Here is an 18,219-nt window from a genome sequence, read left to right as displayed (position 1 = left end):
GTATGTCCCTGGTGACCACGACCGAGCTCTACGAGGTCACGATGGCGCTCTCGTACCTGCGGGAGGACATGCGGGCACCGGCCACCTTCAGCCTCTTCGTGCGCGACCTGCCGCCGGGGCACGGCTTCCTCGTGGCCGCCGGGCTCGAACCCGCGCTCGACCACCTCTCGCGGTTCCGGGTGGGCCTGTCCGATGTGCGTGCGTTCGCGGAGGCCCTGGGGCGGCCGGTCGAGGAGCTCGAACCCCTGCACGGGCTCTCCTTCGACGGCCAGGTCCGCGCGGTTCCGGAAGGGCGGCTCGTCCTCGCCGGTGAACCCCTCCTGGAGGTCACCGCGCCCCTGCCCCAGGCCAGGCTCGTGGAGACGTATCTGGTGGCGCTCGTCTGCCATCAGACGGCGGTCGCCGCCAAGGCGGCACGCTGTGTGCTCGCCGCCGCCGGGCGGTCCCTCGTGGACTCCTCCTCGCGCCGGACCCACGAACCGGCTGCCGGCCTGCAGGCGGCGCGGCTCTGCGCGCTGGTCGGCTTCGCCGGTACGAGCAATGTCGCGGCCGCCGCCCAGTACGGCATTCCCTCGTCCGGCACCATGGCCCACTCGCACATCGAGTCCTTCGCCTCCGAGGAGGACGCCTTCCGGGCGTTCGCGCGCGCCCACCCGGGCCCGGTGACCCTCCTGGTCGACACGTACGACACGGACCGTGGGGTGGCGACGGCCGCCCGCGTCCTGACGGACCTGGGGCGCGGTCCGGGGTCCGCGATCCGCATCGACAGCGGTGACCTGGGAGCGCGCGCTCACCGGGCCAGGGCCACTCTCGACGCGGCGGGGCTGCGGGACGTGCGGATCATCGCGGGCGGTGAACTCGACGAGTACGGCGTGGCCGCTCTCGTACGGGACGGGGCACCGATCGACGTCTTCGCCGTGGGCGCGAAGATCGGCGTCGCCGCCGACGCCCCGTATCTCGATGCTTCCTACAAGCTTGTGGAGTACGACGGGCGTCCGGTCATGAGGCTCGCGTCCGCGCAGACGACGGCACCCGCACCGAAGCAGGTCTTCCGCGGCCCGGGGCTTCGCGACACGGTGGGCCTGGCCAATGAGGAGCCGCCGGACGGTACGGAGCCGCTGCTGCGGACCGTGATGCGCGGCGGGCTCCGCACGGAGCCGCCCGACACCCTGGTTGCCGCGCGTGCCCGATTCGAGGCCGACCTGGCGCAGCTCCCGGAGGCGGCCCGGCGCATCGAGAACCCCGTCGCCCCGGTCCCCGCGACGTCGACGCGGCTCACGGTCCTGACGACGGTCGTCCGCCACCGGATCGAGGCGCGACCGGAGGGCGGGCAGGGGGCGGGGGCGTGAGGACGCCTCCGGCGGGCTCGTGCTCCGGTGGGCCGGAGGGCGGAACGGGGTGATCCTGAAGATGGGGGCACATGACCGGCTCCCGCACGAAACTACCGGTCCGGCGAGGAAGTGACGTTCATGGACACCTCCCGTTCCTACCCTCCGGTCACGGTGACGGCCCGGCTCGACACCCCGCTGTCCCGCTGGTTGTGGCTGGTCAAGTGGCTCCTCGTGATCCCCCACTGGATCGTGCTGATCTTCCTCTGGATCGCGTTCCTGATCGTGACCGTGATCGCGTTCTTCGCGATCCTGTTCACCGAGCGGTATCCGCGACCACTGTTCGACTTCAACCTCGGGGTGCTGCGCTGGTCCTGGCGCGTCTCCTACTACTCGTACAGCGCCCTCGGCACCGACCGCTATCCACCCTTCAGCCTGGGGCCGGAGCCCGACTACCCCGCGCGGCTGGACATCGCCTACCCGGAGCGGCTCTCTCGCGGCCTTGTCCTGGTCAAGTGGTGGCTGCTCGCCATCCCCCACTACCTCGTGATCGCCATTTTCGCCGGTGGCATGAGGGCGAGCTGGTGGAGCGGTGGCCTGATCACCCTGCTGACCCTCTTCGCCGCCATCGCCCTCGCGTTCACCGGCCGGTATCCGCGCGATCTGTTCGTCCTGGTGGTCGGCCTGAACCGCTGGGTCCTCCGGGTCGCGGCCTACGCGGGCCTCATGACGGACGCCTACCCGCCGTTCCGTCTCGACCAAGGGGGCGAGGAGCCCGCCGAGAAGCTCTGGCCCGCCGACGGATCGTGATCCCGCGCCCACCGGACGACGGGCGGGCACGGGTGCGGTGACGTGAGCTAGGGGCAGCTCTCCTCGAACTTCACGGCGGTGAAGGCGATGGGCCGGCCGTCCAGCCCGGCGCCCGCCTTGGGGCTCTGCGTGCACACCTTCCAGTTGGACTCCATGAGCACCATGCGGTCCTCGGCGGCGTCGGTCACCGTGATGCTCGCGTTGGAGGGCAGTGCGCCGCGAGCGACCTTGACCGACTTGCCGACGAAGTCGGGCATGGTTCCACCCGCTTCGGCGTCGGGCTGTGCTCCCACGTCACTCTTCGGGCAGCTCTCCTCGAGCTTCACGGTGCCGAAGTCGATGGTGACGTCGGTCTTGTGCGTTCCCGGCGCGGGTGTCTGGGAGCAGATCTTCCAGTTCCGGTCGAAGGCCTGGTTGCGGCCTCGGCCGAGGGAGTCGTGGGAGCGGAGGCTGTGGAAGCCGAGGGACTGGGCCTCGTCCTGGGCGTACTGGAGCCCCTTCCCCACGAAGTCGGGAAGCTTCCCCGACTCCGCCTTCTGGCTGGGCTCGGCGGCAGGGACACTGCCCTTGGCACTCGGCGTGCTCGCGGAGGTGGCGGACACCGTGGGCGTCGGCTTCTTCGCCGAGGCCTTGTCGTCCGTTGTCCCCTCTCCCCCGGCCACGGCGCCGAGAATCACGAGGAAGGCGAATACGCCACCGAGGCTGATACCGACGACCGCCCCGGTGGACAGGCCCTTCTTCCGGGGCGGCGGCCCGTAGGGACCCGGTTGCCGAGGCTGTCCCCACGGCGGCGACTGGTCGGGCCGTTGCGGCGGGCCGGGGTGCTGCTGACTCAAGGTGTCCCCTCGTGCGCTCTGTGTTGATTCTGTGTACGAGACGTGAAGATACCGTCACACCGATGGGAAGGGGAGGCCTGTCCACCGGAACCGACTCCGCACCGTCGAGAGAAGATCATTTGCGCTTCTGTGAACTGGGGACGACGGACGTGCGGGTGACGGCTCCCGAGAACCCCGGGGCGACGCCGGAGACGGCGGGCGACTGGGTCGGATCCGTGATCTGATGCAGCCAGTCCGTGCCGCAGTCGAACCCGCCTCCGGATGGCCCGATGAGCACTCCGCACACCACGGCGCCGTCGCCCTCGCCCTCGCCCGAGCCCCGGCACGCCGGATGGCTGGAGCTCTTCTTCGACCTGGTGTTCGTCGCTTTCGTCGCCCAGCTCTCGCACGGTCTCCACGGCGATCCCAGCTGGCGCGATTTCGGCGTCTTCCTCGCCCTCTACTTCCCGCCGTGGTGGATGTGGGCGAACCTCACCGTCTCCGCCAACCTCTTCAAGGACGACAGCGCCCGCCGCCGCCTCGCCATGCTGGCCGCGATGCTGTGTCTGGCGTTGATGGCAGCCGCGGTGCCGGAGGCCGACGGCGACCGGGCCCCCGCGTACGCCCTCGGCTACGCGGGGACGCGCCTCGTCCTGCTGGCCCTGTGGTGGCCGGCCACCCGCTTCCCCGCGCCCCAGACGCTGCCGCGCTGGCGGCCGCTGACCTACTGCCTGCTCTCCGCGCTGCTCTGGGCCGGCTCCGCCGCGGTACCGGCGCCCTGGATCTACCCGGTCTGGGCCGGCCTGCTGATCGCGGAGATGATCCTGCTGCTCACCTCGCGGGGCCGGGGGGTCCCCGGCCGGCTGCACACCGGCCACCTTGTCGAACGGGTCGGACTGTTCGTGATCATCGTCCTGGGCGAGTCCGTGCTGGCGCTGATCACCTCCACCGACCACGTCTGGACCGCTGCGGCCGGTGTGGTGGCGGTGCTCGGGTTCGTCCTGCTGGCCGCGCTCTGGTGGTCCTACTTCGACTTCGCCTCGACCGCCGCGGAACGGGTCATCGGCACCGCCGGCGGGCGGGACGCCTATCTGCTCGCCCGTGACGTGGCCGGCTTCCTGCACTTCTTCGTGACCGCCGCCGTCATCTCCATGGCCGCAGGACTGGCCACGGCGGTGGAGGAGTCCGGTCACGACCACCTGGCCCGGGGCGCGGTCTGGGCGCTCTGCGGAGGCCTGGCGCTGTACCACGCGGCGCACGCGCTGATCGCGTTGCGGTTCGGCCGGCCCCTTCGCCAGGTGGCCGTCTGGGCGGTCCCGGGGATCGGGATCCCGCTCCTCGTCGTCCTCGGCGCGGACACGCTCGCGCCCTGGCTCGTGGTCCTGCTGCTCGCGGCCGAGGCCATCGTCCATCTGCTGTACGCCAAGGCCCTGGCGCGCCGACGCACGGCCCTCCCCGGCTAGGTCGGGGCAATCGGGGCCGTTCTCGGCCGTCCGCACTTCTTCGTGGCGGAGCGGTGCTTGGCGACCGCTCGACCGGGTAGCCGCGCCGCAGGCGCCTCCGGCAGACGCGCCCGGCCACTCGATCGGGGGAAGTACCTGGACGGAGGAGGCGGGGACGATGACGGAGACGCGCATTGTCACCGTGTTCGGCGCGACCGGGCGCCAAGGCGGATCTCTCGCACGCGCGATCCTCGGGAAGCACGACGGCGACTTCACGGTGCGTGCCGTGACCCGCAAGCCGGAATCGGAGCCCGCGGTCGAGCTCGAGCGGCTCGGATGCGAGGTGGTCCGGGCCGACATGGACGACGAGGAGAGTCTGGGGCCGGTGTTCGAGGGTGCGTACGGAGCGTTTCTGATGACCAACTTCTGGGAGGGCATGAACGCCGAGCACGAAAAGGCGCAGGCAGAGGCGCTCGCCAGGGCGGCCGGTCACGCCGGGGTCCAGCACGCCGTCTGGTCGACGCTGGAGGACACCCGGGACTGCATCCCGCTCGACGACACCCGCATGCCCACGCTCCAGGATTCCTACAAGGTCCCGCACTTCGACGCCAAGGCCGAGGCCGACCGGTACTTCGTCGAGGCCGGCGTGCCGACGACGTTCCTGCGGACCACGTTCTACTGGGAGAACCTGTTCGACATGTTCGCCCCGCAGCCGGCCGACGACGGCGTTCTGGTGCTCAACTTTCCGATGGCCGAGAGTCGGCTGTCCGGCATCAGCTACGTGGACATCGGCAGGACGGCACTGGCCGTCCTGGACCGCGGTACCGATCTCATCGGCGCGACCGTGAGCATCGCGGGCGAACACCTGAGAGTCGCCGATATGGCCGCCGCGCTGACCGAGCAGGTCGGCGTGCCGTTCGCGTATCGCCCGCTGACCCCGGACGCCTACCGCGCCCTGGGCCACCCCGGAGCGGACGAAGCGGGCAACATGTTCCAGTTCTACCGTGACTGCGAGGAGCCCTTCACCGCAGCCCGCGACCTGGCTGCCGTACGGGCCCTGTACCCCGGACTCCAGGACTTCAGGACCTGGCTCTCGGCCCACCGCAAGGACTTCCCCCACTCCTGAGCGCGACGGGCCACTGTCACGGAGCGACGAGCGTTCCTCAAGAACGAGGTCCCGCTGCGCCCCGCCAGGTTCTGTCCCGGCCGCCTTTCGGCGGAAGTGATCTTTCCTCCTCGCCTACTCGGGCAGAGGCCGGTCGTCGATCACGTTCTTCATGACGAGGGTGGAGGTCAGCCGCTGGACGCCGGGGAGTCGGGCGAGCTTCTGGTCGTACAGCTCCTGGAAGGCGGCCAGGTCGGCGGTCGCGACCCGCAGGAGGTAGTCGGGCTCTCCGAACAGGCGCTGCGCCTGCAGCACGTGCGGGATGACCCTCAGGGCCTCTTCGAAGGTCGTGACGGTGTCGGGGTCCTCCCAGCGCAGGGTGGCGAAGACGACGGCCTCGAAGGTCAGGCCGACGGCGGCCGGGTCGACGACGGCGCGGTAGCCGCGGATCGCACCTTCGCGTTCGAGATCGCGCAGGCGGCGGTGGCAGGGTGAGACGCTCAACTGCACTCGGGCGGCCAGTTCGGTGATCGTCAGGCGGCCGTCGAGCTGCAGCTGGGTAAGAATCTTCCGATCCAGGGCATCCATGGGGAAGATTCTCCCCCACCAGGCGCGATCATGGGGTAAAGACGCAAACACCTTCGGTCATATCCAACCTAGCCTTCCCTCCAGAGCAAGACGCATGAGAGGGAACGATCGATGGACACCACGACGCTGGCGGCCTTCCTGGCAGTGGACCTGCTGCTGGTTTTCACGCCCGGCGCGGACTGGGCATACGCGATCTCCGCCGGACTGCGGGGACGCTCCGTCGGCCCGGCGGTCACCGGTCTCATCGCCGGACACATGGCGTACGCGTTGGTGGCCGTCGCGGGCCTGGCGGTGATCGTGGCGAGCTCTCCGGCAGCGCTCACCGCTCTGACCCTGGCGGGCGCCGGGTACTTGCTGTGGCTGGGCTGGGGCGTGCTGCGGCAGCCGGCCGTCCCGACGGCCGGAGGAGAGAGTGTGGACGCCTCCCGGCTGCAGGTCATGCTCAAGGGGTTCGGGATCAGCGGTCTGAACCCGAAGGCGTTGTTGCTGTACTTGTCGCTGTTCCCGCAGTTCATCGACCCTGCCACGGGCTGGCCGGTCGCCGCGCAGACCGGGCTGCTCAGCACGGTGCACGTGACCGCGTGCGCCGTCGTCTACCTCGCCGTCGCCGTCCTGGCCCGCACGGTGCTGAGCACTCGTCCCTCGGCCGCCCGGGCCGTCACCCGCATCAGCGGTGTCATGATGATCGCAATTGGTGCCTTCCTGCTGGTGGAACGCCTGGCCGGCTGAGGAACCCGCCCCGCTCCACCCGGCACGAATACGAAGGAGAGCACGCACGTGGCAGAGCGAATCCAGGAACAGGCGAGCCGCGCGGTCCAGAAACGTGTTCAGGACAGCTTCGACGTGCAGGGCCTGATGTCCCACCTCGGCGCCCGCCTGACCCGCATCGGCCCTGGCCGCGTGCACATCGTGCTCCCGTCCCGCCCCGAGGTGACCCAGCAGCACGGTTACGTCCACGCCGGTGCGACCAGCGCGATCGCGGACAGCGCCGGCGGCTATGCGGCGCTGACGCTGTTCGACGAGGACTCGGAAGTCCTCACCGTCGAGTACAAGATCAACCTCCTCGCTCCCGCCGCCGGCGATCACCTCGAAGCGGTCGGCACCGTCCTCAAGACCGGACGCACCCTGACCGTCTGCCAGTTGGAGGTCTACGGCGTCCAGCCCGACGGGGCGCGCATGCTGGTCGCCAACGGGCAGCAGACGCTGATCCGCGTGACCAGGCCTGCCCGGTGACGGCGCAGCCGGCCATGGGGTCGTTGCCGTCCTGGCTGACGTGGTGGCAGCGGCCTTTCCCTGACGCCAACACACTGCTCGTGCACGGCCGTCGTCCGGCCATGGTCGACAGCGGGTTCGTCGGCCACGCCGAGGAGACCGTCACCTGGGCCCGCGCGCACGCGGGGAACGTCGACCTGGTCGTCAACACTCACTGGCACTCCGACCACGTCGGCGCCAACGCCCTGCTCCGGGCGGGCGGGGCCGCCGTCGCGGCCGGAGCGCCGGAGGCGGAGGCCATCGCCCGCCGGGACCCGGGGTGTTGCTCGGCCGAGTACCTCGACCAGCCCGTCGCCCCGTACACCGTCGACATCCCGCTCGACGACGCCCGGGCCGTCCGTCTCGGCGACACCGACTGGGAAGCCATCCACACCCCGGGCCACACGCCTGGACACCTGGCTTTGTGGCAGCCGGAGGAACGGATCCTCGTCGTCGGGGACGCGCTGTCCGACTACGACGTCGGCTGGGTCAACCTGGCCCTCGACGGGCCCGGCGCCGCCGGCTCCGCACTCGCCTCGCTCCAGCGAATGGCCGACCTCGCCCCGCGGGTGATCCTGCCCTCCCACGGCCCGGTCCCCGCCGACCCGTCCGCGGCGTTCGCCTCCGCGCTGCGACGCGCGCAGCGGCTCGTCGACGACCCGGCCGGCGCGGTCTGGTACGGCGCCCGCCGTATTCTCGCCTTCGCCCTGATGATCCGCGGCGGCATCCCCGCCGAGGCGATCGAGTCGTACCTCCACGCCCGGGCCTGGCTGACCGACGCCGCCGCGCTCCTCGGCCTTACGCCCGAGGCGCTCGCCGAGGAACTGGTCACCACCATGCTCACCAGCAGCGCGATCGTCTTGCGCGACGGGCGCCTGCACGCCGCCGCCGACCACACCCCCGTGGCGCCTGGGACACTGCGGGTGCCCTACCCGCGCACCTGGCCGGCAGCCACACCCAGCGTGTAGGTGGGGTATGACGCTCCTGGAACCGTGGCAGCCCACACCTGCCAGGCGGACCGGGCAAGGACCTTGGCACGGGCGTTGGGCCGACCGCTGATCAGGCATGAGACCTGGTTCTACGGTGCGCGGCCCCCGAACACCAACTCCCGCCGCCCCAGCACGCACCCGCACCGGAGCGTCGTCCCCCGGACCACTACTTCACCGAGTCGCACGCACCGGCGTTGAAGCTGCGCAAGAGGGCGTGGATCCGGGATTTCGCAGCCCGGTCGCAGCTGCAACGGCACGCGGCCGAGCCCGAGGACCCCGCCGAGGATCGCGCCGAGGCCGTCCGGCGTCCGTCCGAGCTCGTCCGGTGACCGCTCGGAACGCGCCCGTCAGTTCCGCGCCCGGTCGAGGAAGTGGAAGCCGGGACGAGGGTGCATGAGGAAGTCGTGGTGCGAGATGTTCCATGCGTACGCCCCCGCGAGACCGAAGGCGACGCGGTCGCCCGCTCTCAGCCCCGGCGCCGGCACATCCCGGGCCAGGAGGTCCTTGGGCGTGCACAGCTGGCCGGTGAGGGTGATCCCGTTCTGCCGGGCGCTCGGTCGCGGCCAGGGATGAGGCCAGGAGTCCACCGGAAGAACGGTGCAGGGCTGGTCGTGTCCCTTGGTCGCCGGCGTGCGCAGGTGGTGTGTGCCGCCTCGGACCACGGCGAACTCCCGGCCGTGGCTGTGCTTCACGTCCAGTACGTCGGTGACGTACCAGCCGCAGTAGGCGGTGAGCGCACGCCCCGGCTCGATACGCAGGGTCAGCCCCGGGTGCGCGGCGGAGAGACGGGCGAGGCCGGCACCGTAGGCGGCCCAGTCGAACCGGCGCTCGGCCGCGGCGTAGTCGACGTTCATACCGCCGCCGACATTCACCTCGGCGAGCGGGGTCCGGTGCCGTGCGGCCAGGGTCTCGGCCCAGGTCACCACGGACTCGGCGACGGCCACCTGTTCCGCGGCCTCCAGGCCGCTGGCCAAGTGGGCGTGCACGCCCCGCAGTTCGAGCTGCGGGTACGCGCCGCCGCCGAGGAGACCGACGACCTCGTCGGCCTCGGAGGGGTCGAGGCCGAACGGGCTGGGGAGCCCTCCCATCGCCAGGGAGCTGCCTGCGAGCGAGCCGTCGGCGAGCGGGAGGTTGAAGCGGAGCAGCACTCCGATCGGGCAGGGCGACGGCCTTCGGGCGGCGAGCTCGGCGAGCACACGGAGTTCGTGTGCGCTCTCGACGTGGAAACGCGCCACGCCCTGTTCCAGAGCGGCCATGATCTCGGCCGGGGTCTTGCCCGGGCCGCCGAAGGCCAGGGGACGGCCCGGGACCGCCTTGCCGACGTGTGCGAGCTCCCCGCCCGAGGAGACCTCGTAGCCGTCGACGTACGGGGCGAGAGCGGAGAGGATCTCCGGCTCCGGGTTGGCCTTGGCCGCGTAGTACAGCTCCACGTTCCCGGGCAGGGCGTGACGAACGGACGCGGCGTGCTCGCGCAGCGCCGCCAGGTCGTAGACATACGCGGGCAGCTCTGTGGCGGGAAGTGCCAGGGCGTGGGAGCGAACTGCGGCGGTGGGGTCGGTCATCGGGTCCTCGGGCGGTTCTGGCTGTGGACACTGTCGCGCGGCATGTCGTCGGCGAGCGGGGAGGGGAGGCGGACGTAGTCGGCTTCGCGGTCCGCCTTCCGTTCCCAGCGGGTGAGCAGGTTGGCCTTGGCCGGCAGTGGGACGCCGGCCAGGAGCGCGGCGAGCCGCGGCGGGCAGCCGTGCCGGTCCGCGTAGGACCGGAGGGTCGCGCGGACCTGGTTCCAGAGGTCGGGTTCGATCCGCGGGTGCAGGTCGGCGACGGCGGCGAGCAGCTCGGCGATGTGGTTGACCAGCAGGCAGTACAGCACCCGGTCCCACCCTCGCCGGGCGTCGTAGGTCATCGGCCCGGCGACCTCGAAGGGCAGTGCGGCGAGGGCGTCGGCGTGGTGCTCGGGGAGGAGCTTGGTGCCCTCGAGGTCGCGGAAGAGGACCTGGGCGGGCATCCCGTCGTCGTCGACGCAGACGAGGACGTTCTGGAGATGCGGTTCCATGACGACGCCGTGGTCGAAGTAGGCGGCGAGGACGGGCGGGACGAGCAGATCGAGGTAGGCGGCCCACCAGCGGAGGGCGGTCCGCGGGCCGGCCCCGTCCAGAAGCCGGGAGATGTGGCCGGGGCCGGTCGGGTACTCGTCGGCGACCGCGGCCGCGAGCAGCGGGGTGGTGCCGGGCATCAGGCGCCTGGAGAGTCCCTCGCGGACGATCACTCCGAACCCTTCGAGCAGGGCACGGTCCGGGGTGCCGTCCGGGCCGGGAAGGGAGAGGCTGCGGAAGGCGGGTTCGCGGAGCATCCCGCTGCCGGGGAACCGCGTGGCGAGGTCGGCCAGCACCGGATCCAGGACACGGGTCAGGGCGACCGCACCGGAGAGCTCGTAACTGGCGTTCTTGCGCAGGCAGTTGGTGATACGGATGTTCAGGCTGAACTTCAGGAACGACTCGCCGTCGTACACGGTGCGCAGGGAGGACGTGGCCGCGAACCGCCCTCCGCCCGTGCCCAGGTCGTGGATGTCGCCCCGGTCGAACGCCGCGCGCAGCTCCGGGAGTTCGCGCAACATCTCGTACTGCCAGGGGTGCGCGGGCAGCAGCCGGTAGCCGTCCGGGACATCGGGACGCAGTCGGTCGAGTGCTTCGGTTTCGCCGTCTTCGGCGATGAGCTGCTCCCGCACGGCCAGGTGGCGCAGCGGGAAGGACGCCTCGGCCTCGGGGGCGTACGCCGTCCAGGAGGCGGCGTCGCCGCCGCCGCGGGCCTTGGGGGTGGGGTGGAAACGGTGGCCGAACAGCAGGGACTGTTCGGAGGCGACGTATCGGGAGAACACGCCGAGGGGCGTCGGCCGTGGCCGCGCCGCACGCGTGGCGAGAACGGTGGAGACGGCCTCGTGACTGGAGGCGACCTGGTCCAGGAACTCCTCGTTGCGCACCCCGGTGCGCAGCCACAGCTCTTCCTGGGTGTACGCGGACAGGAGCCGCCAGTCGACCGGCGACCAGCCGCCGCCGGGGCGCCGCTCCAGCACCGGCCCGGCGAAGCGGTGCGCGCCCAGCATGGACGTACGCCGTAGGGCGACCTTCAGCAGCACGCCCGCGCGGGGCAGGCGGAGCAGCAGGTGACCGTCGGCGAGCGTGGTCTGCCCCTCGGGGCCGGAGACCTCACGCACCAGGCAGTTGAGAAGGGTGTGGACCACGGCCGTGTCCGCGGTGGGCAGTTCGGTGGGGGAAGCCGGGACCGCGGGGGCAGGGGCGCCGGGAGGCGGCACGGTGTCGAGCGAATCGATGAGCGACATCAGGGGCTCCAGCACGTACAGGGAGAGCGAAGGTTCGGAAGGCATGGGGCGTTCGGCTCGTCGTCTCCACCCTTGGGGCTTCGAACAGAGCGAGAACGGCGACGAGACACGGTGGCACGGCGGAGATCATCGCGAGATGCCGGTGGTGCGGAGGTAGTTGGGGCCAGTGGTGTAGTGCTTGTTGATGTCGATGGCGCCCGAGCGTTCCTTGGTGAGCAGGGTGCCGGCGGAGACCATGGCCTTGACCGGTAGCTCCGGGGCGTCCAGGACGTGGGTTCTCAGGATCGCGCCCGGCTGCCCCGAGTCCGTACCGAGCCGTTCGACGGCTTCCGCCAGCCGGTCGCGGACGAGCCCGAGCAGTACGTCCAGCGGGGCACGGCCGTGCCGGGCCAGACCGAAGGCGAAGGCCCCCGCGCAGAGGTGGACCGTGATGGTGGCGAACAGGTCGATGACGGGCCTGTCCTCGTCGCCGAAGATCCGGGCGTCGTCGAAGGCGGACGGGGCGGGCGCGTCGCCGGCCAGGGCGTCCCGCATACGGGCCGTGTTGATGCGCGGGCCGTCGTTGTCCTTGAGGAGCAGCCGCAGGCGGGGGCGGCCGTCCGGTCCGTCGTCCAGCACCAGAGAGACGTTCTGCTGGTGCGATTCGAGCGCGATGCCGTAGCCGAAGAGAGTGGTCTGCCAGTCGAAGAGCAGGGTCAGAGCGGCATCGAGCAGGGCGACCGGGTCGCCGCGGTAGTAACGGTCGGCGAGGTGGTCGATCAACGGGCGACCGCCGGGGGCCCGGCTCAGAAGGGCAGCCAGGGGAACGACGACGCAGTCCTCGAGACCGGCCGGGTATCGGCGGACCAGGAAGGCGAGAAGTTCGTGCCCGGCATGGGCGTAGGCCGTCTCGTCGGCGACGAGGACCGTGTCGCGAAAGCGCGGCTCGTGCGCGATCACGGTTTCCAGCAACCGCTGGCCGGCGGCGCCGTCGACGAGTGTGCCGGGCTTGATGGTCCGGCGATTGCGCAGGCCCAGGGTGGAGGTGTCCAGGGGCAGTTTGAGGTGGACGGCCGGGTCGGCCGCGAGGGCCACCGTCCGCATCGACAGCGTCGGCACGACCTCGAGGTACGCGGGCTCGGCGAGGACGGCCGCTTCCTCCAGACCGGTGGCGCGCAGGGCCTCACGCAGGGGGGCGCCGACCGTGAGCGGGTGTACGGGGAGCGCGATGTGCGTGGGGAGGAGGTCCGGCAGCCCGAGCGTCGCCGGCGTCGGCCAGTGGAGGGGAAGGCTAGGGTCCATTCCGGGCGCGGTGACGGCCTGCCGGGGTACGACGATCCAGCGCAGGGCGAAGGAGGGGTGGAACTCCGGTGCGTGGGCGCGCAGTTGGGTTTCGCCGAGTCCGGTGCGACCTCGCGCGGTGGGATAGACGGGATGGTCGATGCGGGCGGCGAGGGTGTCGTGGGCCAGTCCCCCCGCGAGGCCGGTCCACTCGGCGGGGTCGGCTCCGTAGCGGGCGGTGAGAAGTTCGGCGACCTCGCCGCGCGTACGGGCGTGCAACCGCATGGTGGCGAGAGTCTGTCGGCATTCTTCGGCGAAGGCCTCGAAGCCGCCCCGATCGGCCGGGTCCGCGCATGCGGCCAGGGCGTCGACGATCTCCCCGGTGGTGGTCAGCTCACGGCCGTCCGACTCCCGTACGAGCAGGGGAAGTCGAGCGGTGGTCGCGCTCTGGAATCCGTCCTCGGCGAGCGGCAGCAGCAAGGCGTCCTCACCGGCGGAGGCGGCGAGCCGCAGCCACGGGCCGTCCGTCCGTTCCACCCTCACGCCGCGGGTGCGCAGACCCACGACGTCCTCCCGCAGGAACGCACCGAGCACACGCAGGAGCAGGTCGCGTTCGCAGGCATCCGGGGCGTCCGGGGTCTCGGGCGTGAAGGAGGTGGCGCCCGGGGTGGTCGTGGCCGTCATGGGGTGATCTCCCAGCGTTGTGCGGCGAGGAAGCCGGCGATCACCTGGTCGACCGCGTCCTGGCCGGGTCCCATCGCGCGGAGCACCCCGAGGTAGTCTCGGTTGGTCCGGTACAGCTCGTGGCGCTCGCCGAGCTCGCGCAGCGGCCGGTACGTCAGCTTCACACCGTCCTGGAACAGGTCGACGGCGGCGGGCGCGGCGGTGAGCGTCCCGGCGCGATCGGCGCACGGGTAGACGAGCCGGGCGGCCCGCTCGGTGCGGGCGCCGAGATCCCGTGGCAGCGGCTCCCCCAGATGCGTCCGCAGGATGTGCTCGAACAGCGGGATTCCCAGGAGCCGGGCGAGCAGCAGGTCGCATTGGTCCCCCACGGCACGGTAGTTGACCTCGATGATGCGGGCCCGCCCCTCGTGCACCACGAACTCGGTGTGACAGACACCGAATCCGACGCCCAGCGCGTCGAGCTGCGCGAGGACCTGCCCGACGACGGGTTCGGGATGCGACGCCACGAAGGTCATGGCCCGCTCGATGAAGTACGGGGGTGGTGACACCTCGGTGTGGAACCCGCCCAGGACATGGCGTGTACGGCCGTCACCGAGCGTCTCCAGGGTGTACAACTCGCCCGTGAGGTACTCCTCGACGACCAACGCCGCCCCCGGCCGCCGCGCCCGGATCTCCTTGCAGCGCAGCACGAGCTCCGCGGGCCCGTCGACGAGCACCACGTCCTCGCTGGCCACACCCTCCCGCGGTTTGAGCACGCACGGGTACGGGACGTCGGCGAACTCCCCTTCGGTGAGTTCGGCCAGGTCCCGCCCCGGACCGATCTCCCTCGACCAGACCGTGTCGGCGCCGGTGGCGGCGAGGTGACGGCGCATCTGCGCCTTGTCCTTGGCTCGGAGCGCGGCCTGCCAGCTCTTGCCCGGCAGACCGAAGTAGTCGGCGGCCAGGGCGGCCTGGGTCTGCAGGTGGTCGCTGTTCGTGAAGATCCCGTCGGGTGCGTGGTGCGTCGAGATCCGGGTGATGACCGCACGGAAGTCACGTACGTCGCACGCCAGGACCTCGATACCGGGACCGCGGTGGCGGTGCGCCGCGGGCTGGTCCGTGAGCACGGTGACGTCCAGGCCGAGCCGGGCGGCGGCCGGAAGGAAACCCTCGGTGACCGAGTCGGTCGGGTTGAGGGCGAGGAGATACAACCGCACGGGCGGCCCCTTCGGGTCGGGTGGTGAGTGGTGTCGGCGCACGGCGCCGGTCGCGGCGTGGCGGTTCGGCGCGCCCCGGTGTCGCCACCGACTGCGCAGCCTAAGTTAGGCAAACCTAAGTTCTCAACTTCCCCCCGCCTTGAGCGACCTGACCCCCGGTCATGAGCTGGATCGACTTCACGTAAGGTGAGGCTTACCTTATTTCAAACTCGCCGACGCGATGCGTCGTCGACACGCGAAGGAGTGGGATGGCCATGGCACCGGGAACCGCGGCGGCGCCTCACGCCGTGAGCTCGACCGCCGCCCTCACCGGCACCTACGGCCGCGTCATCACGCTGTGCGACGCACTCGACGCCCGGACCGCTCTCCCGGGCAGGCCCCCGGCGGACTGCGTCACCGGCGCCGACCTGGCCCAGGACGAACATGCGCTGGACGCCTTCATCCACGCCGAGACGGTCCGCATCCACGAGCGACACGGACACGCCCCCCGCCGGGACGTCGCCGCGTCCCGCGCTCTCCACGACTACCTGTGGTCCGTCAGCCTGCTGATGAGCGGCCCGTGGCATCTGGAGCGTCGCGTGCCGCGCCTTCACCCGGCGGAGGTCCGGCTGGACCTCACGACGGGCGAATTCGAGGTCGTACCCGGTTCCGACTTCGCCTGCCTGCCGGACGACCCGGCGGCCGGACTGCCCGGCGCCCGGGTGATCGGCCACGAGGAGGCGTTGCGCGCCGAGTTGCGCGCCGCCGTCGTCGATCACGTACGCCCCCTGATCGCCGCGATCGGCAGCCACCTGCGGCGCGGGCCGAGGGCTCTGTGGGGCATGGTGGCCGACGATCTGGTCTCCGGCATCTGGTACCTCGGCCGCATGCTCGACCGGGAGGACGAGGCGGTGCGGGCCGCGACGGAGCTGCTCCCGCACGGCATCCCGCCCTTCCCGGGTGGCGCCGACTTCAGGCGGCTGACCGGCCCCGGCGGCCGGGGCCACCACACGCGCACCCGGCTCGGATGCTGTCTCTACTACAAGCTCGACCGGGCTCAGGCGTGCCTGACCTGTCCGCGCACGTGCGACGCGGAGCGCGTCCGGAGGCTGGAGGACGTCGACGAGTGAACGGTGGACCGCTCCTGGAAGCGGTCCACGGTTTCCGTTCCGCGCCGGGTCTGCAGGCCCCCCGAAGAACGACGCAGGCCGTCCGTGGAGTGATCCACCCACGCCGACGGCGTCACGCCGTGCGGTCGCGCGGAGCCGGGTGGGAATTGCCTGTACCGCGCGCCCGGCGCACGCTGGTCGTATGGCTGCCCACGATGGCCCCGGCCCTACGCTCATCACGTCCGTGCAGCGGGCCTTCCGCCTGCTGGAGGCCGTGAGCGCACACGGGAACGGCGCGCCGGCGAAGCAGCTGGCACGGGAGACGGGGCTGCCCCTGGCCACCGCCTACCACCTGCTGCGGACCTTGGTCCATGACGGATATCTGCGGAAGCTGGACGACGGCGGGTTCGTCCTGGGCGACAAGATGCAGGCGCTCCACACCACCGGCCGCGGGCAGGCGCTGCTGAGCCGGATCCGTCCGGCGCTCGCCGCGCTACGCGACGAATGCGCGACCGCCGCCTACCTCACCTTCTACGAGGACGGCGAGATCCGGGTCGCCGAGATCGTGGACAGCCCCCGGGCGCCCCGGGTCGACCTCTGGGTGGGAATGGAGGACGCCGGGCACGCCACCGCGCTGGGGAAGTCGGTGCTGCGGGAGCTGGACGAGGACTCCCGCAAGGACTATCTCTCCCGGCACCATCTGGCAGATCTCACGCCGCGGACGATCACCCACGTTCCGGAACTGCTCCGGCAGCTCGACTCCACTCCCCTGGCCCCGGCCGTCACGGACATGGAGGAGTACAGCCTCGGCACGGTCTGCGTCGCGGTGCCCGTGTACAGCGGGGACACGCTCGGCTCGCTCGGCGTCTCCCTGCCGGCGGACCGGATCTCCCGCCTCGAGGAGATCCGGAGGCGGCTGCTCCCCGCCGCGAGTCGCGTGACCAGGGGCCTCTCGCTCACTATCTGAAAATCATGCCCTTGTGACACGCGGCACTCATGCCCTTTCCTGAATAAAACGGACATAAGCGGAGCGCACGCTCCGCGCACAGGTGAGGACTGCGGGCGATACATGAGTCAAACGCGAGAGCACAGTGGCGCACACGGGCCGACACAGCCGCTCAGGAAGCACGGGGTCGCCCCCGGGGCGGCGGCCCGGAAGCGCGTCGCGGTGCAGCTCGCCTCCGGCACGCCCGTACTGCCCGTGCTCATCGTTTCCGTCATCGTGGTCGTCGACCTCCTCGGCGGAGCCGGGCTGACCTGGCTGCCGCTGCTCGCCGCCGGCCCCGCGCTGGCCGCCACCACCAACGGGCCTCGCGGAGTCCTGTGTGTCGGTCTCCTCGCCGGGGTGCTGGGCGTGACGCTCGGCATCCGCGACGGCGCGCCGGGGCGTGAGCTGGCGGCCGGACTGTCCGCCCTGGGGGCCGTCACCCTGGCCAGTGGCCTGGCCAGCGTGTTGCGGGGGCGTCGCGAGCGGGTGCTCGCGGCCGTCCGCTCGGTGGCCGAGGCCGCCCAGCACGCACTTCTCCAGCCCGTTCCGGCCGTCGTCGGCCCGTTCCAGGTGGCCGTCCGCTACAGCGCCGCGGCCGCGGAGGCCCGTATCGGCGGTGATCTCTACGCCCTCGTGCCCACCCCGTACGGCGTTCGGCTGATCGTCGGCGATGTGCGCGGCAAGGGGCTGCCGGCCGTGGGGGTCGCCGCGCTGGTCCTCGGGGTCTTCCGCGAGGCCGCCTACGAGGAACCCGATCTCCTCGCCGTCGTCGACAGGATCGAGCGGAGTCTGGCGCGCAACCTCCGCTGCGACGACTTCGTCACCGCCGTGGTCGCCGGTCACCCCCGGCCTGGCGTGCTGGAAGTCGTGAACTGTGGGCACGCACCTCCGCTGCTGGTCCGCGGATCCGCGGTCGCGCCCGTCGAACCCGCCCATCCGGCCCCGCCCCTCGGCCTGCGCGCCCTCACGGGCGAGACCCCCGGCCTCCATGTCCTGCCCTTCGCGGACGGTGATCAGCTGCTGCTCTACACCGACGGGGTCACCGAGGCCCGCGACCGCGGACGCGAGTTCTACCCGCTCGCCGAGAGGCTGGCGCAGCACCTGTCCGACGAACCGACGCGTACCCTCGCGGCGCTCCACGACGAACTGCTGGCGCACGTGGGAGGCCGACTGCACGACGACGCGGCGCTGCTCCTGCTCCGCAAGCCCACGGCTCCGGAAGCAGCGATTGTTCAAGCGGTGTCCTCGGCGGAGGGAGAGGTCATCGACGTCCAGAGCCTTCGGTACGGGCAGGGCCGGATCCGACACGGCCAGGACCGCCTGGCGTGACGCCCGGCC

16 protein-coding genes are annotated in these 18,219 nt (G+C 71.5%); 10 read left to right on the top strand and 6 right to left on the bottom strand.

From position 1 onward, the window contains the following. The first annotated feature begins 2 nt into the window (after positions 1–2). Positions 3–1,349, top strand: coding sequence for a nicotinate phosphoribosyltransferase (locus tag ACFC0D_RS24860; RefSeq protein ID WP_376439884.1), 1,347 nt, complete (start codon positions 3–5; stop codon positions 1,347–1,349). A 120-nt stretch (positions 1,350–1,469) separates the two neighbouring features. Beyond that, positions 1,470–2,138: a DUF4389 domain-containing protein gene (locus ACFC0D_RS24855; RefSeq protein ID WP_376439881.1), complete on the top strand. Its 669-nt coding sequence runs from the start codon at positions 1,470–1,472 to the stop codon at positions 2,136–2,138. Between the two features lie 47 nt (positions 2,139–2,185). On the opposite strand, the gene ACFC0D_RS24850 is transcribed toward ACFC0D_RS24855, so the two are convergent. After that, positions 2,186–2,974, bottom strand: coding sequence for a hypothetical protein (locus ACFC0D_RS24850; protein ID WP_376439879.1), 789 nt, complete (start codon positions 2,972–2,974; stop codon positions 2,186–2,188). Positions 2,975–3,243: 269 nt separating this feature from the next. Here ACFC0D_RS24850 and ACFC0D_RS24845 point away from each other — a divergent pair, with 269 nt between their 5' ends. Continuing rightward, positions 3,244–4,416, top strand: a complete 1,173-nt coding sequence (locus ACFC0D_RS24845) for a low temperature requirement protein A (RefSeq protein WP_376439876.1) — start codon at positions 3,244–3,246, stop codon at positions 4,414–4,416. 157 nt (positions 4,417–4,573) lie between these two features. Beyond that, positions 4,574–5,521 carry an NmrA/HSCARG family protein gene (locus tag ACFC0D_RS24840; RefSeq protein WP_376439873.1) on the top strand — a complete coding sequence of 316 codons (948 nt, stop codon included), beginning with the start codon at positions 4,574–4,576 and terminating at the stop codon, positions 5,519–5,521. Positions 5,522–5,635: 114 nt separating this feature from the next. Here the strand turns inward: ACFC0D_RS24840 and ACFC0D_RS24835 are convergent, their stop codons facing one another. Continuing rightward, entirely contained in the window at positions 5,636–6,088 is a 453-nt protein-coding gene (locus ACFC0D_RS24835) for an Lrp/AsnC family transcriptional regulator (protein WP_376439871.1), read from the bottom strand. Positions 6,089–6,199: 111 nt separating this feature from the next. Here ACFC0D_RS24835 and ACFC0D_RS24830 point away from each other — a divergent pair, with 111 nt between their 5' ends. From ACFC0D_RS24830 to ACFC0D_RS24820, 3 genes are all read left to right on the top strand, one after another. Next, positions 6,200–6,817, top strand: coding sequence for a LysE family translocator (locus ACFC0D_RS24830; RefSeq protein ID WP_376439868.1), 618 nt, complete (start codon positions 6,200–6,202; stop codon positions 6,815–6,817). Between the two features lie 126 nt (positions 6,818–6,943). Further along, positions 6,944–7,321 (top strand): PaaI family thioesterase, encoded by a 378-nt coding sequence (locus ACFC0D_RS24825; protein ID WP_376439920.1) that lies wholly within the window; start codon positions 6,944–6,946, stop codon positions 7,319–7,321. Continuing rightward, the gene (locus ACFC0D_RS24820) at positions 7,318–8,307 is read left to right on the top strand and encodes an MBL fold metallo-hydrolase (protein WP_376439865.1); all 990 of its coding nucleotides are present in this window, start codon (positions 7,318–7,320) and stop codon (positions 8,305–8,307) included. The genes ACFC0D_RS24825 and ACFC0D_RS24820 overlap by 4 nt, the downstream gene beginning before the upstream one ends. A 368-nt stretch (positions 8,308–8,675) precedes the next feature. Here the strand turns inward: ACFC0D_RS24820 and ACFC0D_RS24815 are convergent, their stop codons facing one another. The 4 genes from ACFC0D_RS24815 to ACFC0D_RS24800 form a co-directional block, all read right to left on the bottom strand. Then, the gene (locus tag ACFC0D_RS24815; protein WP_376439863.1) at positions 8,676–9,890 is read right to left on the bottom strand and encodes a type III PLP-dependent enzyme; all 1,215 of its coding nucleotides are present in this window, start codon (positions 9,888–9,890) and stop codon (positions 8,676–8,678) included. Next, positions 9,887–11,710, bottom strand: a complete 1,824-nt coding sequence (locus ACFC0D_RS24810; protein ID WP_376439861.1) for an IucA/IucC family protein — start codon at positions 11,708–11,710, stop codon at positions 9,887–9,889. Before ACFC0D_RS24810 ends, ACFC0D_RS24815 begins: the two co-directional genes overlap by 4 nt. Before the next feature lie 81 nt (positions 11,711–11,791). Then, positions 11,792–13,609, bottom strand: coding sequence for an IucA/IucC family protein (locus ACFC0D_RS24805; protein ID WP_376439858.1), 1,818 nt, complete (start codon positions 13,607–13,609; stop codon positions 11,792–11,794). Next, positions 13,606–14,805: an acetyl-CoA carboxylase biotin carboxylase subunit family protein gene (locus ACFC0D_RS24800; RefSeq protein ID WP_376439855.1), complete on the bottom strand. Its 1,200-nt coding sequence runs from the start codon at positions 14,803–14,805 to the stop codon at positions 13,606–13,608. The genes ACFC0D_RS24805 and ACFC0D_RS24800 overlap by 4 nt, the downstream gene beginning before the upstream one ends. A gap of 248 nt (positions 14,806–15,053) precedes the next feature. On the opposite strand from ACFC0D_RS24800, the gene ACFC0D_RS24795 reads away from it, so the two are divergent. The 3 genes from ACFC0D_RS24795 to ACFC0D_RS24785 all read left to right on the top strand — a co-directional run bounded on the left by ACFC0D_RS24795 (position 15,054) and on the right by ACFC0D_RS24785 (position 18,210). Further along, positions 15,054–15,914 (top strand): (2Fe-2S)-binding protein, encoded by an 861-nt coding sequence (locus ACFC0D_RS24795; protein WP_376439853.1) that lies wholly within the window; start codon positions 15,054–15,056, stop codon positions 15,912–15,914. Between the two features lie 181 nt (positions 15,915–16,095). Further along, complete coding sequence (locus ACFC0D_RS24790; RefSeq protein WP_376439850.1) at positions 16,096–16,860, top strand: IclR family transcriptional regulator; 765 nt, start codon at positions 16,096–16,098, stop codon at positions 16,858–16,860. 102 nt (positions 16,861–16,962) lie between these two features. Beyond that, a complete protein-coding gene (locus tag ACFC0D_RS24785) occupies positions 16,963–18,210 on the top strand; it encodes a PP2C family protein-serine/threonine phosphatase (protein WP_376439849.1) in 1,248 nt (415 codons plus the stop codon). Positions 18,211–18,219: the final 9 nt, after the last annotated feature.

Origin of the sequence: Streptomyces sp. NPDC056222 (assembly GCF_042264065.1) — a bacterium.
Taxonomy (GTDB): domain Bacteria; phylum Actinomycetota; class Actinomycetes; order Streptomycetales; family Streptomycetaceae; genus Streptomyces.
This window is presented reverse-complemented; position numbering and strand designations above follow the sequence as displayed.

What these genes read in the sequence shown, in the direction of transcription:
- ACFC0D_RS24860 (WP_376439884.1), top strand. Translation starts at nt 3, where the DNA reads ATGTCCCTGGTGACCACGACCGAGCTCTACGAGGTCACGATGGCGCTC.
- ACFC0D_RS24855 (WP_376439881.1), top strand. Translation starts at nt 1,470, where the DNA reads ATGGACACCTCCCGTTCCTACCCTCCGGTCACGGTGACGGCCCGGCTC.
- ACFC0D_RS24845 (WP_376439876.1), top strand. Translation starts at nt 3,244, where the DNA reads ATGAGCACTCCGCACACCACGGCGCCGTCGCCCTCGCCCTCGCCCGAG.
- ACFC0D_RS24840 (WP_376439873.1), top strand. Translation starts at nt 4,574, where the DNA reads ATGACGGAGACGCGCATTGTCACCGTGTTCGGCGCGACCGGGCGCCAA.
- ACFC0D_RS24835 (WP_376439871.1), bottom strand. Translation starts at nt 6,088, where the DNA reads ATGGATGCCCTGGATCGGAAGATTCTTACCCAGCTGCAGCTCGACGGC.
- ACFC0D_RS24830 (WP_376439868.1), top strand. Translation starts at nt 6,200, where the DNA reads ATGGACACCACGACGCTGGCGGCCTTCCTGGCAGTGGACCTGCTGCTG.
- ACFC0D_RS24825 (WP_376439920.1), top strand. Translation starts at nt 6,944, where the DNA reads ATGTCCCACCTCGGCGCCCGCCTGACCCGCATCGGCCCTGGCCGCGTG.
- ACFC0D_RS24815 (WP_376439863.1), bottom strand. Translation starts at nt 9,890, where the DNA reads ATGACCGACCCCACCGCCGCAGTTCGCTCCCACGCCCTGGCACTTCCC.
- ACFC0D_RS24810 (WP_376439861.1), bottom strand. Translation starts at nt 11,710, where the DNA reads ATGCCTTCCGAACCTTCGCTCTCCCTGTACGTGCTGGAGCCCCTGATG.
- ACFC0D_RS24805 (WP_376439858.1), bottom strand. Translation starts at nt 13,609, where the DNA reads ATGACGGCCACGACCACCCCGGGCGCCACCTCCTTCACGCCCGAGACC.
- ACFC0D_RS24795 (WP_376439853.1), top strand. Translation starts at nt 15,054, where the DNA reads ATGGCCATGGCACCGGGAACCGCGGCGGCGCCTCACGCCGTGAGCTCG.
- ACFC0D_RS24790 (WP_376439850.1), top strand. Translation starts at nt 16,096, where the DNA reads ATGGCTGCCCACGATGGCCCCGGCCCTACGCTCATCACGTCCGTGCAG.
- ACFC0D_RS24785 (WP_376439849.1), top strand. Translation starts at nt 16,963, where the DNA reads ATGAGTCAAACGCGAGAGCACAGTGGCGCACACGGGCCGACACAGCCG.